This is a genomic window from Pseudomonas sp. TCU-HL1, from assembly GCF_001708505.1.
Taxonomy (GTDB): domain Bacteria; phylum Pseudomonadota; class Gammaproteobacteria; order Pseudomonadales; family Pseudomonadaceae; genus Metapseudomonas.
In genome coordinates this window covers 2,653,323-2,666,722 of sequence record NZ_CP015992.1, presented here as the reverse complement: position 1 = coordinate 2,666,722, position 13,400 = coordinate 2,653,323, and the positions used below count along the sequence as shown (strand labels likewise).

The following is a 13,400-nucleotide window of genomic DNA, read 5'->3' as shown; positions in this document are numbered from 1 at the left end:
TATTTCAAAGGCTTAGACATGAATCCTGATACTCCTCTTCAACTTCTGGGCGGACTTACCGCGCGCGAATTCCTGCGCGATTACTGGCAGAAGAAGCCACTCCTGATCCGTCAGGCCATCCCCGGATTCGAAAGCCCCATCTCCCCCGACGAACTGGCTGGCCTGTCCCTGGAAGAGGAAGTCGAATCGCGCCTGGTTCTCGAGCACGGCGAACGCCCCTGGGAACTGCGTCGCGGCCCATTCGCCGAAGACACCTACCAGAACCTGCCTGAGCGTGACTGGACGCTGCTGGTCCAGGCCGTCGATCAGTTCGTTCCGGACGTGGCGGAACTGCTGGAGCAATTCCGCTTCCTGCCCAGCTGGCGCATCGATGACGTGATGATCAGCTTCGCCGCACCCGGTGGCGGCGTAGGACCGCACTTCGACAACTACGACGTGTTTCTCCTGCAGGGCCACGGCCGCCGCAACTGGAAGATTGGCCAGATGTGCGACGCCGAAAGCGCCCTGCTGCCCCACGCGGACCTGCGCATCCTCGCCGACTTCCAACAGACCGACGAATGGGTCCTGGAGCCCGGCGACATGCTTTACCTGCCGCCACGCCTGGCCCACTTCGGCATCGCCGAAGACGACTGCATGACCTACTCCGTCGGCTTCCGCGCCCCCAGCGCCGCCGAAGTGCTGACTCACTTCACCGACTTCCTCGCCCAGTTCCTGCCGGACGAAGAGCGCTACAGCGATGCCGGCGCTGCCCCCGCCAGCGATCCGCATGAGATCCAGCGCGATGCCCTGGACCGCCTCAAGACCCTGCTCAACGAGCACATGAGCGACGAGCGCCTGCTGCTGACCTGGTTCGGCCAGTTCATGACCGAGCCGCGCTACCCCGAGCTGGTGGCCGGCGCTGAAGTGGAAGAAGAAGACTTCCTCGGCGCCATCGAAGACGGCGCGGTACTGATCCGCAACCCCAGCGCACGCCTAGCCTGGTCCGAAGTGGACGTCGGCCTGGTGCTCTTCGCCAGTGGCCAGAGCCGCCTGCTGCCGAGCGAGTTGCGCGAGCTGTTGAAGCTGATCTGCGCAGCCGAAGCCCTGCATCTGGAGAATCTCGGCCAATGGCTGGCCGATGACGAGGGGCGTAAGCTTCTTCTGGAACTGGTCAAGCAAGGAAGTCTGGAGTTTGCCGATGAGTGAGATACACGTCCGCGTTGCCGACTGGCAAAAGGACAATGCCGACCTGCGTCGAATCCGTGAGGCCGTGTTCATCGCCGAACAGTCCGTCGCACCGGAGCTGGAATGGGACACCGAAGATGCGGACGCCGTGCACTTTCTCGCCTTCGAGCGGGACTATGCTATCGGCACCGCTCGCCTGCTTCCCGACGGCCACATCGGCCGCGTTTCGGTGCTCAAGGATTGGCGCGGACTGAAGGTGGGCGACCGCCTGCTGCAGGCGGCCATCGCTGAAGCGGAGCGCCAAGGCCTGAAGCGCCAGATGCTGTCCGCCCAGGTGCATGCCACTGCGTTCTACGAACGCCACGGCTTCAAGATCGTCAGCAGCGAGTTCCTCGAGGCTGGCATTCCCCACGTGGACATGGTGCGCGAAAGCCAGTAGAGACACAGATGAACGAGAACGCCCCGGACCCCACTGAGAACGACGTCGAGCTGCCGGCAATCGAGTTTCAGTCGCCGGGGCGCTTCAGCGTTCACAACCCACCGGCTGCACAATCGGAAACTCCCAGTTGGGAGCCTGCTCCCTTTGCCCTCGGCAGCCATGATCGCCTCGAACGCTTCAGCACGCCGGAAGACGCTCGTGCCCATGCCCTCGCGCTGATGCAACAGGCCCGCCGCCAGCTCTGCCTGTACAGCACCGACCTGGAACCGTGGCTCTATCACAACAGCGCCATTCAGCAAGCCTGCACCCGCCTGCTCATCAGCGACCCGAAGTGCCAGCTGCGCATCCTGGTTCGCGACCTGAGCCGCGTCGTGAAGGAAGGCCATCGCCTGCTCAGCCTTAGCCGGCGCATCTCCAGCAATTTCCAGATTCGCCGCATCAACCCCGACCATCCGGCCGAGGACCTCGCCTATCTGATCGCCGACGACCGCGGACTGCTCGTCCGCCCGGAACCCGAGCAGTTTTCGGGCTACGCACTCTACAACGACCCCGGAAGGACCCGGCTGCAGCAGACCCGCTTTCAGCAAGCCTGGGACCTGAGCATTACCGACCCCGATTTGCGGAGCTTCCTGATATGACCCCACGCGCCCTGCTCGCCGCCCTCCTCCTGCTGGCCTGCCTGCCCCTGCAGGCGGCCACGGAGCTCATCCAGCTGCGCTACCGCACGGCGGATGAGTTGCTGCCGATGGCTCAGTCGGTGCTGGGCAACGAAGGGCGCGTCAGCGCATATGGCAACCAACTGATCGTCAATGCCGAGCCGGCCAGGATCACCGAACTGCGCAACCTGCTGGACCAGCTCGATACCCGTCCGCGACGCCTGCTGATCAGCGTCGACACCAGCGACAGCAACTTCCAGAGTGACCGCGGCTATGCCGTCAATGGCTCGGCCAGCGTTGGCGGCGTGGACGTCCAGGCCGGACGGGGCGAAGTCCACGGCCGCGACCAGGTGCGCATCATCCGTCGCAACACCGACAGCCGTGGTGGCGGCGTGCAACAGGTGCAGGCCACCGAGGGCTACCCGGCCCTGATCCAGGTTGGCCAGAGCGTGCCCATCACGAGCACCAGCAGTGGCCCCTATGGCGAGGTCTACAGCAACACCGAGTACCGCAACGTGACCCAGGGCTTCTACGTCACGGCCACCCTCAGTGGCGAACTGGTGCACGTCAGCATCAGCAGCAACCGCGACCGCCTGAACAACCACCAGCCCGGCGTGATCGATGTGCAGAGCACCGATACAAAGGTCAGCGGCCGGCTCGGCGAATGGATCACCATCGGCGCCGTGAACGAAAGCAGCCAGTCCGACGAAAGCGGTTTTCTCCGCCACCGCACCACCCAGGGACGCGACGACATGACCCTGCGGCTCAAGGTTGAAGCGGTCGACTGATCGCACATTTTCAGACCAGCCGGTCTCAGCCGAAAGTCTTATGTAGTAGTGCTAAAAAAACACTACAAAACGTTTGACGAACACCTGTTTGAAAGAGCATGATGGCCTCGCTCCCGCTAGCCAGGGGCCCTGGAAAGGGCCTCCGGATCGCGCTCCCAGCCAACCAGCCGAGCCGATCCGTGTTGTAACAGCCCATAAGGCAGTGCGACGAGGTTGCGACTGGAACGAGGTTGTCCTGAGGGACGGGGAAGCACCCGCAACAATCGCAATATCGAAGGCAGTGCCCGGCAGATCGCCCAACGGTTTCCACGAACCGGCAAGTGATCGAAGAGCGCAAAACCACCCATCGATTTCGCGAGCGTCTGCAGTCAGTCACCCCTCCTCCAGCTAAATCTCTCCAGTCGGTCCTTCGACGCGCTGCGGTGAGCAACCCGCAATAACCTTCAGAACGCAGGTTTTTGAGTGGGAAAGTCGGTGCTCAACCACATACACACTTTGAAGGATTGACCATGTCCGCTTATCAAAACGACATCAAGGCCATTGCCGCTCTGAAAGAAGCGAACGGCAACAGCTGGAGCGCTATCAACCCCGAGTCGGTTGCCCGCATGCGCGCCCAGAACCGCTTCAAGACCGGTCTGGATATCGCCAAGTACACCGCGGCCATCATGCGCAAGGACATGGCCGAGTACGACGCCGACTCCTCCGTCTACACCCAGTCCCTGGGCTGCTGGCATGGCTTCATCGGTCAGCAGAAGCTGATCTCCATCAAGAAGCACCTGAAGACCACCAACAAGCGCTACCTCTACCTCTCCGGCTGGATGGTTGCCGCGCTGCGCTCCGACTTTGGCCCGCTGCCCGACCAGTCCATGCACGAGAAGACTGCCGTTTCCGGCCTGATCGAAGAGCTCTACACCTTCCTGCGCCAGGCTGACGCCCGCGAACTGGACCTGCTGTTCACCGCCCTGGACGCTGCCCGCGCCGCTGGCGACAAAGCCAAGCAGGACGAGATCCAGGCCCAGATCGACGGCTACGAGACCCACGTAGTACCGATCATCGCCGACATCGACGCCGGTTTCGGTAACCCGGAAGCCACCTACCTGCTGGCCAAGAAAATGATCGAAGCGGGTGCCTGCTGCATCCAGATCGAGAATCAGGTATCCGACGAAAAGCAGTGCGGCCACCAGGACGGCAAAGTGACCGTTCCGCACGAAGACTTCCTCGCCAAGATCAACGCTGTTCGCTACGCCTTCCTCGAACTGGGCGTTGACGACGGTGTGATCGTTGCCCGTACCGACTCCCTGGGTGCCGGCCTGACCAAGCAGATCGCCGTGACCAAGCAACCGGGTGACCTGGGCGACCAGTACAACTCCTTCCTGGACTGCGACGAAATCAGCGCCGCCGACCTGCAGAACGGCGACGTGGTGATCAACCGCGGTGGCAAGCTGCTGCGTCCGAAGCGCCTGCCGAGCAACCTGTTCCAGTTCCGCAAGGGCACCGGCGAAGATCGCTGCGTCCTGGACTGCATCACCTCGCTGCAGAACGGCGCCGACCTGCTGTGGATCGAAACCGAGAAGCCGCACGTTGGCCAGATCAAAGGCATGGTTGACCGCATCCGCCAGGTCATCCCGAACGCCAAGCTGGTGTACAACAACAGCCCGTCCTTCAACTGGACCCTGAACTTCCGCCAGCAAGTGTTCGATGCGTTCGTTGCCGAAGGCAAAGACGTATCCGCCTACGACCGCGCCAAGCTGATGAGCGTCGAGTACGACGAAACCGAACTGGCCCAGGTTGCAGACGAGAAGATCCGTACCTTCCAGCGCGACGGTTCGGCCCACGCCGGCATCTTCCACCACCTGATTACCCTGCCGACCTACCACACCGCGGCCCTGTCCACCGACAACCTGGCCAAGGGCTACTTCGCCGACCAAGGCATGCTGGCCTACGTGAAGGGCGTGCAGCGTCAGGAACTCCGTCAGGGCATCGCCTGCGTCAAGCACCAGAACATGGCTGGCTCCGACATCGGCGATAACCATAAAGAGTACTTCGCTGGCGAAGCTGCTCTGAAAGCGAGCGGCAAAGACAACACCATGAACCAGTTCCACTAAGAGGAACTGCCACCGGCCGACCACGCATCGGCCGGACATGGCGAGTCAGAGGACCCCGGTGCCTGCACCGGGGTTTCCTTTTTAAGGGCGCTCCACTACCCGATCGTCCGCAGCGGGTTGCCAAGCCTCCCCGCCTTTCTAGAATCAGCAAAACCCCGGAGCCCAGCCATGCCCCGAACCCTGCTGCTGATTCTCCTGCTCCTCTCTCCCGCCCTTCGCGCCAGCGACCTGGAGCTGCTGGTCAGCCAGCCGCAACTGGGCGAGATCCTTGACGGACTCAAGACCGGCCGACATCCACGCTTCGCCGTGGTCGACTACGGGCGCGCATCCGCACTGCCGCGCCTCTACTTGTTCGACAGCCGTAACCATGCCTTGCTTGGCCGTTACCGCGTCGCCCACGGCAAGGGCTCGGACCCGGACCATGATGGCCACGCCGACAGCTTCTCCAACGCACCGGGCAGCCGCGCAACTTCACTGGGCGAGTTCCGCACCTCCGATGTTTTCGATAGCGAGGAGCCAGGGCATGGCCGCTCCATGCGACTCATCGGCCTCAGCCAGACCAACAGCAATGCCGAAGAGCGCGCCATCGTCATCCACGCCAACACCTATATGGAGGAGGACTTCATCCGCCAGCACGGCGTACCGGGACGCAGCCATGGCTGCCTGGTCCTGGCCAGCGCCGACCGTGACAGGGTTATCGAAGAGCTGGAGGGTGGTGCACTGATATTCGCCATCAGCCAGAAAGGACAGGCGTTTGCGCATCAGTAAGCGCTCGCGATCTGTGCGGCACGTCCCACGCAACAGCATATCCATCGTACTGTCATGGTTCCGTCGTGTTGAGCCATTAGCGTCAGGTCTCCGTCGATTCGCCTGCGTGGAGATCCGCCTTGAACCAACAAAACGACAATGCCGTGCTCTTTGGCAACGGCGACGAGCTACCCAGCAACACCTCTGACAACCCGCACATCAACGACCTGATCAGCGGGCTCAATCGTCGCCAGGTGCTGATTGGCGGCGCCGCCATGAGCGCCCTCGCCTTCCTCGGCGCCGCCGCCCCTGGAGACGCACTGGCCGCTGAACCCCAGGCGAAAGGCTTCCCGCTCAAGCCGCGTGCACGCCTGCCTTTCGAGGCCATCCCCAGCGGCCGCGCCGACACCATTTCCGTACCGCCGGGCTACAAGGCCACCCCCTTTATCCCATGGGGCACGCCAATCACCGGTCGCTACCCGGCCTTCGCCGAAGACGCCAGCAACAGCGCGCAGGACCAGGCCGAGCAGATCGGCATGCACCATGACGGCATGCACTTTTTCCCGATCGATGCACGTCGCGGAATCGGCATGCGCTCGGACCACGGCCTCCTGGTGCTCAACCATGAATACATCGACGCCCCGCTGCTGCACCCCAACGGTCCGACCGTCGTGGGCGGCAAACGCGTCATCGCCGAAGAAGTGCGCAAGGAAATCAATGCCCACGGTGTTTCCGTGGTGGAAATCCGCCGCAATGTAAATGGCGAATGGGAAGTGGTGCCCAGCCGTCGCAACCGCCGCATCACGGCCGCCACACCCATGAAAATCGCCGGCCCGGCCCGTGGTCACAAACTGCTACAGACCCGCTACAGCCCGCAAGGCACCGCCACTCGTGGCACTCAGAACAATTGCTCCAACGGCTTTACGCCGTGGGGCACCTACCTCACCTGCGAAGAGAACTGGGCAGGCTACTTCGCCACTCGCGACACCGATCTGCCGCGCGAACTCAAACGCTACGGCCTGCGCAATAGCAGCCGCTTCGGCTGGGAAACTTTGCCGGGCGACGAATTCGAACGCTTCGACGCCACCCGCAAAGCCGCCGACGCCAAGGGCGACTACCGCAATGAGCCCAACCATTTCGGTTGGATCGTCGAAATCGACCCCTTTGACCCGGACTCAACGCCGGTCAAACACACCGCCCTCGGTCGCTTTGCCCATGAAGGGCTGATTTTCGCCCCCGTGAAGCCCGGCCGCCCGGTAGTCTGCTACTCCGGCGACGACTCGCAGAACGAGTACATCTACAAGTACGTCAGCCGCGACAAGTACCGCCCCGGCCAGGCCAACGGCCGCCTGCTGGATGAAGGCACCCTGTACGTCGCACGCTTCAACGCCGACGGTAGCGGCGACTGGCTGGCCCTGGACATCAACGATCGCAACTTCCTCAAGGCCTGCAACGTCGCAGGCGTGACCTTCGCCGACCAGGGCGAAGTGCTGATCAACACGCGCCAGGCTGCCGACGTCGTGGGTGCCACGCGTATGGACCGCCCGGAATGGGGCGCCGTGAATCCCGATAACGGCGAGGTCTATTTCACCCTCACCAACAACACCGCGCGCACCACCGCCGATGCCGCCAACCCCCGCCCAGCCAATGCCTACGGCCACATCATCCGCTGGCGTGAAAACAGCCGCGACCACGCAGGCCGCCGTTTCGACTGGAACATCTTCCTGCTCGCCGGCCCCGAAGGCGACAGCCGCGGCCCGAATGGCAAGCCCCTGGGTGCACAGAACATCCTCGCCAGCCCCGACGGTCTCTGGTTCGACGACGAAGGACGCCTGTGGATCCAGACCGACATGAGTGGCAGCCAGCTCAGCGCCGGCCCCTTCGGCAACAACCAGATGCTGGTGGCGGATCCACGCAGTGGAGAGATGAAACGCTTCCTGGTCGGCCCCCTGGGCGCGGAAGTCACCGGGATCAGCGCAACACCGGATTTCCGTACCCTGTTCGTCAACATCCAGCACCCCGGCGAAGGCTCCACGGCCACCAACCTGCTCAGCGCCTGGCCGGATGGCCCCGGCAAGCGCCCGCGCTCTTCCACTGTTGTCATCACCCGCGAGGATGGGCGCCGACTGCTCTGATTCCCCGCAAGGCTCTTGGCCGACCCTTGCGGGTCGGCCTCTTTTTTCCTGACTCGCAAGGATGCATGAACAAAAACAAATGTAATTGTCGCAATTATGAAAGCGACCCGAAGTTCAACTTAGGAAGGATTTACACATATTTTTTTGGGCAGTTTATTAGTTTCACAAGACAACTCACGTGTAGTGACTAATTAACCACCAATCAAATGCTAATGACTATCATTACCCACAATCTCTTCCCCTGACTGCGACATAAGGCCGCAATCCGACCAAGGCCTAACAAATTCCTGAAAGCCCCGCCACCAAAGGCTTACAGGCAAACAAGAGGCCAAAAATCCGGCTGCGTGGGCAATTTTTTGGCCTGAAAAATTTACTTGCACGCCCGGTCGGGCATAAAATTGTCGGAATCGATTGCCAGGGCATCATTAAATGCTCGGCATTAAACCTTTTAACGCAAGTGAACGCCGTTCCTTGTCTTAAGGAGTTCCGGCATGTCGGAAGCTGCTGCCATCATGTCCCACAACTGGGGTTTCGCTATTTTCCTGCTAGGCGTCGTCGGCCTCTGTGCCTTCATGATCGGCGTCTCGAGCCTGCTGGGCAGCAAGTCCATCGGCCGCAGCAAGAACGACCCCTTCGAATCCGGCATGCTCCCCACCGGCAGCGCTCGCCTGCGCCTCTCCGCAAAGTTCTATCTGGTCGCGATGCTCTTCGTGATCTTCGACGTCGAAGCCCTCTTTCTCTTCGCTTGGTCCGTTTCCGTCCGCGAAAGCGGTTGGGCCGGTTTTATCGAAGCAACCATTTTCATAGCAATTCTGTTGGCAGGTCTTGTCTACCTATGGCGCATCGGGGCGCTTGATTGGGCTCCCGAAGGTCGTCGCAAGCGGCAGGCGAAGCTAAAACAATGAGGCTTTGGCAATGCAATACAAACTTACTCGGATCGATCCGGATGCCACTTACGAGCAGTATCCGATCGGCGAACGGGAGACCGTTTCCGACCCGCTGCTAGAAGATCAGGTGCATAAGAACATCTTCCTGGGCAAGCTTGAGGATGTTCTCAACGGCGCAGTCAACTGGGGTCGCAAGAACTCCCTGTGGCCGTACAACTTTGGCCTCTCCTGCTGCTACGTGGAGATGACCACCGCCTTCACCGCGCCGCACGACATCGCGCGATTCGGTGCGGAGGTCATTCGTGCATCACCACGCCAGGCGGACTTCATGGTCATCGCCGGCACCTGCTTCATCAAGATGGCGCCGGTCATCCAGCGTCTCTATGAGCAGATGCTGGAACCGAAGTGGGTAATTTCCATGGGTTCGTGCGCGAACTCCGGTGGCATGTACGATATTTATTCGGTCGTTCAGGGCGTGGACAAGTTCCTTCCCGTGGACGTCTACATTCCCGGCTGCCCGCCCCGTCCGGAGGCGTTCCTGCAAGGCCTGATGCTGTTGCAGGAATCCATCGGCCAGGAGCGCCGCCCGCTATCCTGGGTCGTTGGGGACCAAGGCATCTACCGTGCCGACATGCCCTCCGAGCGAGAGAAGCGCCGCGAACAGCGTATTCAGGTCACCAACCTGCGCAGCCCCGACGAAGTCTGAGCCTGTTCTTCTCCGGAAGACCCCAGGCTCATTCTTTACGTTGACGAATAGCGACCGAGACCATGACTGCAGACACCGTTCTGTCCATTCCGCCTTACAAGGCTGACGACCAAGACGTCGTCGTAGAGCTCAATTCCCGCTTTGGCGCCGAAAGCCTGACCATCCAGTCGACCCGTACCGGCATGCCGGTGATCTGGGTCGCCCGTGACAAGCTGATCGACGTCCTCAAGTTCCTGCGCAATCTCCCGCGCCCCTACGTCATGCTGTACGACCTGCATGGCGTGGACGAGCGCCTGCGCACCCAGCGCCGCGGCCTGCCGAATGCCGATTTCACGGTGTTCTACCACCTGATGTCGCTGGAACGTAATAGTGACGTGATGATCAAGGTGGCCTTGTCCGAGGGCGACCTCAACCTTCCTACCGTCACCGGTATCTGGCCCAACGCCAACTGGTACGAGCGGGAAGTCTGGGACATGTACGGCATCACCTTCGCCGGCCACCCGCACCTGTCGCGGATCATGATGCCCAACACCTGGGAAGGTCACCCACTGCGCAAGGACTACCCGGCGCGCGCCACCGAATTCGACCCCTTCAGCCTGACCCTGGCCAAGCATCAGCTTGAAGAAGAAGCCGCGCGCTTCCGCCCGGAAGACTGGGGCATGAAGCGCCACGGCGAGAACGAGGACTACATGTTCCTCAACCTCGGCCCGAACCACCCCTCCGCCCACGGTGCCTTCCGTATCATCCTGCAGCTGGACGGCGAAGAGATCGTCGACTGCGTGCCGGAAGTCGGTTACCACCACCGTGGTGCCGAGAAGATGGCCGAGCGCCAGTCCTGGCACAGTTTCATTCCTTACACCGACCGTATCGACTACCTCGGTGGCGTGATGAACAACCTGCCGTACGTCCTCGCGGTCGAGAAGCTCGCCGGCATCAAGGTGCCGCAGCGCGTCGACTTCATCCGCGTGATGATGGCCGAGTTCTTCCGAATCACCAGCCACCTGCTGTTCCTGGGCACCTATATCCAGGACGTGGGCGCCATGACCCCGGTGTTCTTCACCTTCACCGACCGCCAGCGCGCCTACAAGGTGATCGAAGCCGTTACCGGTTTCCGCCTGCACCCGGCCTGGTACCGCATTGGCGGCGTCGCCCACGACCTGCCGCGCGGCTGGGACGGCCTGGTGAAAGAATTCGTCGAATGGCTGCCCAAGCGCCTCGACGAGTACACCAAGGCTGCCCTGAAGAACAGCATCCTCAAGGGCCGCACCGTCGGCGTGGCCCAGTACAACACCAAGGAAGCCCTCGAGTGGGGTGTTACCGGTGCCGGCCTGCGCTCCACCGGCTGCGACTTCGACCTGCGCAAGGCCCGCCCGTACTCCGGCTATGAAAACTTCGAGTTTGAAGTACCCCTGGCCCACAACGGTGATGCCTACGACCGCTGCATGGTCCGCGTGGAAGAGATGCGCCAGAGCATCCGCATCATCGACCAGTGCCTGAAGAACATGCCGGAAGGCCCGTACAAGGCCGACCACCCGCTGACCACGCCGCCGCCGAAAGAGCGCACGCTGCAGCACATCGAGACCCTCATCACCCACTTCCTGCAGGTTTCCTGGGGCCCGGTCATGCCGGCCAACGAAGCCTTCCAGATGATCGAGGCGACCAAGGGCATCAACAGCTACTACCTCACCAGCGACGGCAGCACCATGAGCTACCGCACCCGGATCCGGACGCCCAGTTTCCCCCACCTGCAGCAGATCCCCTCGGTGATCCGCGGCAGCATGGTGGCAGACCTGATCGCCTACCTGGGCAGTATCGACTTCGTAATGGCTGACGTGGACCGCTGATCATGAGCACCCTTATCCAGACCGACCGTTTCGTCCTCAGCGAAACCGAGCGCTCGGCCATCGAGCACGAAATGCATCACTACGAGGACCCGCGCGCGGCGTCCATCGAAGCCCTGAAGATCGTCCAGAAAGAGCGTGGCTGGGTGCCGGACGGCGCCGCTGACGCCATTGGCGCGATCCTCGGCATCCCCGCCAGCGACGTCGAAGGCGTGGCGACCTTCTATAGCCAGATCTTCCGTCAGCCGGTCGGCCGCCACGTGATCCGCGTGTGCGACAGCATGACCTGCTACGTGGGCGGTCATGAGTCCGTCGTTGCCGAAATGCAGAAGCAGCTCGGCATCGGCCTCGGCCAGACCACCACCGACAACCGCTTCACCCTGCTGCCGGTCTGCTGCCTGGGCAACTGCGACAAAGCCCCGGCCGTGATGATCGACGACGACACCTTCGGCGACGTCCAGCCTGATGGCGTTGCCCAGTTGCTGGAGGCCTACCAGTGAAGACCCTTACCTCCATTGGCCCGGCCAACCGCATCGCCCGCAGCGAAGAAACCCATCCGCTGACCTGGCGCCTGCGCGAAGACGCGCAGCCGGTGTGGCTCGAGGAATACCAGCAGAAGAACGGCTACGCCGCCGCACGCAAGGCCCTGACCGAAATGGCCCAGGCCGACATCGTGCAGCAGGTCAAGGACTCCGGCCTGAAAGGCCGCGGCGGTGCGGGCTTCCCCACCGGCGTGAAGTGGGGCCTGATGCCGGCCGACGAATCCATGAACATCCGCTACCTGCTGTGCAACGCGGACGAAATGGAACCCAACACCTGGAAGGACCGCATGCTGATGGAACAGCAGCCCCACCTGCTGGTGGAAGGCATGCTGATCAGCGCCCGCGCCCTCAAGGCCTATCGCGGCTACATCTTCCTGCGCGGCGAATACGTCGACGCGGCGAACAACCTCAACCGTGCAATCGAGGAAGCCAAGGCCGCCGGCCTGCTGGGCAAGAACATCCTCGGCAGCGGCTTCGATTTCGAACTCTTCGTCCACACCGGCGCAGGCCGTTACATCTGTGGTGAAGAGACCGCGCTGATCAACTCCCTCGAAGGCCGCCGCGCCAACCCGCGCTCCAAGCCGCCCTTCCCCGCCGCTGTCGGCGTCTGGGGCAAGCCCACTTGCGTCAACAACGTCGAGACCCTGTGCAACGTGCCGGCGATCGTCGCCAACGGCGTGGACTGGTACAAGACCCTCGCCCGCCCGGGCAGCGAAGACATGGGCACCAAGCTCATGGGCTTCTCCGGCAAGGTGAAGAACCCCGGCCTCTGGGAGCTGCCCTTCGGTGTTCCTGCCCGTGAGCTGTTCGAAGACTACGCTGGTGGGATGCGCGACGGATTCAAGCTGAAAGCCTGGCAGCCCGGCGGTGCCGGTACCGGCTTCCTGCTTCCGGAACACCTGGACGCCCCCATGTACGCCGCCGGCATCGCCAAGGTGGGCACCCGTATGGGGACCGGCCTGGCCCTGGCCGTGGACGACAGCATCAACATGGTCTCCCTGCTGCGCAACATGGAAGAGTTCTTCGCCCGTGAGTCCTGCGGCTGGTGCACGCCCTGCCGCGACGGCCTGCCGTGGAGCGTCAAGCTCCTGCGCGCCCTGGAGCGCGGCGAAGGCCAACCCGGCGACCTGGAGACGCTGGAGCAGCTCGTCAACTTCCTCGGCCCAGGCAAGACGTTCTGCGCCCACGCACCGGGCGCCGTCGAGCCGCTGGGCAGTGCGATGAAGTATTTCCGTCCGGAATTCGAGGCAGGCATCGCCCGAGAGATTCCGGCAGCGCGACCGATCCCGGTCGGCGCCTGAGAAGAAGAATTCGCCATGGCGGCCGCTCACCCGGCCCCGTGCGCACACTGATTCCATTAGCCAAGCCCGGTCAAACGGGCAGATGAAGA

The 13,400-nt window shown here is 62.5% G+C and carries 12 protein-coding genes; all 12 read left to right on the top strand.

Annotated elements, in window-relative coordinates:
- Positions 1–18: 18 nt before the first annotated feature.
- The 12 genes from THL1_RS12335 to nuoF all read left to right on the top strand — a co-directional run bounded on the left by THL1_RS12335 (position 19) and on the right by nuoF (position 13,311).
- Positions 19–1,185 carry a cupin domain-containing protein gene (locus THL1_RS12335; protein ID WP_069083541.1) on the top strand — a complete coding sequence of 389 codons (1,167 nt, stop codon included), beginning with the start codon at positions 19–21 and terminating at the stop codon, positions 1,183–1,185.
- Complete coding sequence (locus tag THL1_RS12330; protein WP_069083540.1) at positions 1,178–1,603, top strand: GNAT family N-acetyltransferase; 426 nt, start codon at positions 1,178–1,180, stop codon at positions 1,601–1,603. The genes THL1_RS12335 and THL1_RS12330 overlap by 8 nt, the downstream gene beginning before the upstream one ends.
- Before the next feature lie 8 nt (positions 1,604–1,611).
- A complete protein-coding gene (locus THL1_RS12325) occupies positions 1,612–2,241 on the top strand; it encodes a histone acetyltransferase HPA2 (protein ID WP_069083539.1) in 630 nt (209 codons plus the stop codon).
- Positions 2,238–3,047, top strand: a complete 810-nt coding sequence (locus THL1_RS12320; protein WP_069083538.1) for a secretin N-terminal domain-containing protein — start codon at positions 2,238–2,240, stop codon at positions 3,045–3,047. Before THL1_RS12325 ends, THL1_RS12320 begins: the two co-directional genes overlap by 4 nt.
- A 509-nt stretch (positions 3,048–3,556) precedes the next feature.
- Positions 3,557–5,152, top strand: a complete 1,596-nt coding sequence (locus THL1_RS12315) for an isocitrate lyase (protein WP_069083537.1) — start codon at positions 3,557–3,559, stop codon at positions 5,150–5,152.
- A 168-nt stretch (positions 5,153–5,320) separates the two neighbouring features.
- Positions 5,321–5,920, top strand: a complete 600-nt coding sequence (locus tag THL1_RS12310; RefSeq protein WP_069083536.1) for a murein L,D-transpeptidase catalytic domain-containing protein — start codon at positions 5,321–5,323, stop codon at positions 5,918–5,920.
- Between the two features lie 119 nt (positions 5,921–6,039).
- Complete coding sequence (locus THL1_RS12305; RefSeq protein ID WP_069083535.1) at positions 6,040–8,034, top strand: PhoX family protein; 1,995 nt, start codon at positions 6,040–6,042, stop codon at positions 8,032–8,034.
- 491 nt (positions 8,035–8,525) lie between these two features.
- Positions 8,526–8,939, top strand: a complete 414-nt coding sequence (locus THL1_RS12300) for an NADH-quinone oxidoreductase subunit A (protein ID WP_069083534.1) — start codon at positions 8,526–8,528, stop codon at positions 8,937–8,939.
- Between the two features lie 10 nt (positions 8,940–8,949).
- Positions 8,950–9,627, top strand: a complete 678-nt coding sequence (locus THL1_RS12295) for a NuoB/complex I 20 kDa subunit family protein (RefSeq protein WP_028628745.1) — start codon at positions 8,950–8,952, stop codon at positions 9,625–9,627.
- A gap of 62 nt (positions 9,628–9,689) precedes the next feature.
- Positions 9,690–11,471, top strand: a complete 1,782-nt coding sequence (gene nuoC / locus THL1_RS12290) for an NADH-quinone oxidoreductase subunit C/D (RefSeq protein ID WP_069083533.1) — start codon at positions 9,690–9,692, stop codon at positions 11,469–11,471.
- Entirely contained in the window at positions 11,468–11,968 is a 501-nt protein-coding gene (nuoE, locus tag THL1_RS12285; RefSeq protein WP_145928290.1) for an NADH-quinone oxidoreductase subunit NuoE, read from the top strand. Before nuoC ends, nuoE begins: the two co-directional genes overlap by 4 nt.
- Entirely contained in the window at positions 11,965–13,311 is a 1,347-nt protein-coding gene (gene nuoF / locus THL1_RS12280) for an NADH-quinone oxidoreductase subunit NuoF (protein WP_069083531.1), read from the top strand. The genes nuoE and nuoF overlap by 4 nt, the downstream gene beginning before the upstream one ends.
- The last annotated feature ends 89 nt before the right edge of the window (positions 13,312–13,400 follow it).